The 2909-nt window shown below is 71.6% G+C and carries 2 protein-coding genes; both read right to left on the reverse strand.

Annotation, left to right across the window (positions count from 1 at the left end):
* Positions 1–265 (reverse strand): DUF6519 domain-containing protein (locus AOK17_RS46935; protein WP_213084187.1); only part of this gene is annotated, 265 nt, incomplete at its 3' end.
* 96 nt (positions 266–361) lie between these two features.
* A complete protein-coding gene (locus AOK17_RS46940) occupies positions 362–2503 on the reverse strand; it encodes a hypothetical protein (RefSeq protein WP_055618742.1) in 2142 nt (713 codons plus the stop codon).
* Between the last annotated feature and the right edge of the window lie 406 nt (positions 2504–2909).

The following is a 2909-nucleotide window of genomic DNA, read 5'->3' on the forward strand; positions in this document are numbered from 1 at the left end:
TGCCGTCGACGTAGTAACGGCCGCCGTGGATGTGCAGGGTGTCGATGTCGTGCTTGCCGCCGACGTACTCGATACGGAAGCCGGCGGCGTCGCGCGGGCCGCCGTGCTGCCCGATCAGGTCGGCGGTGAGCGCGCGGGCCTGGTACAGCTGGATCGCGGTCTGCTCGTTGGCGTCGGCGTCGAGCTGGACGCGGCCCTGCTGGGCGATGACCGCGGAGTAGTGCCGCTCCGGGCGGAACGTGGAGCGGGAGAGGTCTGCGTGCATGAAGGGGGTCCCCCTGGTTCAGGAAGTGCGTGCGGGTTCTGGGGCTCGTCGAGCCGGGCGGGCGTCGAGCCGGGTGCGCGTGGAGGCGGGCAGGGGTCAGGTCACGAAGAAGATCCCCGCGTCCGTCCCCGCGGGCGTGTACTCCGCGAGCCGCGCCCGCAGGCTGTCCTCGCGCTGCGGCCGGTACAGGTCGTGGAAGGCGCCGAGTTCAGCCCCGTCCTCCGCGCCGCGCCTGATCTCCTCGGCACACCGGTCGGCCAACAGCCCGTACCAGGGCGTCCCGTAGCGCTGCGAAGTGAACAACGGCCGTACGCGGGCGGCCTGTTCCGGACCGGCCAGGTCCGGTTGGCAGCGGTGCCGGCGTGGCGTACGGGATCCGGTGGGCACGTACGAGAAGCGGATGCAGCCGATGCCTCGGCGGGCCACGTGGAGCCGCCCTGTGAAGATCGAGTTCTCGGCGATCCGGACCGCGTGCGTGTGGATCTCGCCGATCACGGTCGTCCGGTGCAGGTGCAGGACGGCGTGGGCGTGCCGGCAGTCGGGGGCGGAGAGTGCCTCGCGGTCGTCGGCGGTGGCGTCGAGGACGCTGTCGCGGATGTGGATGTCGAGGGGGTCCTCGGAGACCTCGTCGCCGATGACCTCGATCGTGCCGAGGATGCTGTGCTCGACCTGGAGGCACGCGGTGGTGCGTTCCAGGACGATGCTCGGCTCCTCCGGCGAGTGCGGGTCGCACTCCGGCTCCAGCGACCAGCCGGGCACGAGCGTCGAGTGGCGTACGACGACCGCGCCCATGGGGCCCGTGACGTTGATGCCGCGGCCCGCGACGAGCAGCCCGTCGAGCACGATCCGCGGTCGCTCACCGGGCGAGCAATCCTCGGACACCGCACGGATGTTGAGGGCGTCGGGGCGGTTGCTGTACCAGTCGAGGAGGCGGATCACCGGCCGGGTACCCTCGGCCGCGCGCAGTTCGAGGCGGTCGCCCGGGTCGAGGTCGAAGTCCAACTGCTCCTGGTAGGCACCGCTGTGGGTGATCTCGATGATGCCCTCGGGTCCGCAACGGCCTGCCCTGCGGTCGTTCTGCCAGGCCCGGTAGGCGTCCATGATCTGCCGGTACGTCTCTCCGGGGCCGACCCGGTAGAACTCGGCGTCCGGCCTGGGCTCGCGATCGCGTACGTACTCGCCGCCGCCCATGTCCGCGCCGAACCCGTAGTGATAGTCGACCCAGACGCCCTTGCGGGGTGCGGTGCGGGCGCCGAAGGCGATCCGGCCGAGCTCCGGGTCGACGGCGACCTGGCCGCGCTTGGGCCGGTAGCGCCAGTCGGACAGGTCGGCGACCACGATGTCGGAGGGCGGTACCGGCCGGTCCTCGCCGTCGCGGCGGATCACGAAGCTCTTGCCGGGGCCGTAGTAGTCGGCGAGGCGGTCGTGGAGCTGACGGCGGCGGACGAAGGCCGGGACGTTGTCGATGGTCGCGATGTGGGTGGGCGACGGCTCCGGGACCGGCTTGGTGACCAGCGGCGTGTCGTTGCCGAGGATCGAGAAGGTGTAGAGGTTGCGGGCCCGGTCGATGCAGTACGCCGGTGAGGACGTCAGCGAGTACGCCTTCAGCCGCCATACGAACAGTCCGACGCCCGCCGGGCTCCAACCACCTTGCCGGTGACGGGAGTCGGCCCTGCGTACGTCGACCGAGCGGGCGACCGCGCCGAAGGGGCCGCCCGCCAGGTCGAGCGCCGAGTTGTCCCTGAGGTCGACCGTGCGGCCACGCGACCCGCGCTCGGCGCCACCGGTCCCGTACAGCTTGACGGGCTGCTGGTGGGAGACGTGGCGGGAGAGTTCGACGGCGCGGGCGGGCCAGTCGGCCACCCGCTCGGAGAGTTCTTCGAGGAGGTGGAGGGTGCCCTTGCGGCGGCGGTTGGCGACGGTGGCGGCGACATCGCGACGCGGGGCGACGGCCTCGGTGAGCGCGGCCGAACTCCCGCCCCGCAGACCGGTGGTGAGGACACGCTCGTAGCCGGGCAGTGTGCGGTAGCCGACGAGGTCACCGAGGTACGGCAGCACCCAGGGGGCCGCCGTCTCGACGAACAGGTCCTCGTAGCCCTGCTCGACTCCATTGCGTACGAGGTCGAGTTGCTCGGCCATGACGGCGAGCAGGGCGCGCAGCGGTTCGCCCTCCTGGGCGTCGCGCAGCCGGTGCCACTGGGGCAGCAGCTCGGCGAGGCCGTCCGGTTCCCTGGACATCACACGGCCTCCGTCTCGCACTTGGTGTGCCGGGACATCACTTGACCTCCGTCAGAATCAGGGTGTCCGCGGCCTTCGGCGACAGCAGTGCGAGCTGGGCCGGGCGGATGCCGCGGAAGACGTACACCGAACGACCCTTCGCCAGACGGCGGGTGTCGGTGATGTCGGGGTTCAGGCGCAGGAGTTCGGCGNNCGTACGTCGCCCCGCGCGCCGGGACCGAGGCCTTCGGCAGGCCCGGGTTCGTGAGGAGCTCGGTGAGTTCCCCGGCGGTGGCGGAGGCGGGGACGCCGGTGAAGATGTCAACGTCCATGTAGTCGACGCCGGGCACCTGGTGGGCCGTGGCCAGGATGTCGGAGAGGCGGGCGGGCTGCCCCAACTCCCTTCCCTCGTAGCCGAGTCGGCGCA

The organism is Streptomyces phaeochromogenes, from assembly GCF_001418655.1.
Lineage (GTDB): Bacteria > Actinomycetota > Actinomycetes > Streptomycetales > Streptomycetaceae > Streptomyces > Streptomyces phaeochromogenes.

What these genes read in the sequence shown, in the direction of transcription:
- AOK17_RS46940 (WP_055618742.1), bottom strand. Translation starts at nt 2,503, where the DNA reads ATGTCCAGGGAACCGGACGGCCTCGCCGAGCTGCTGCCCCAGTGGCAC.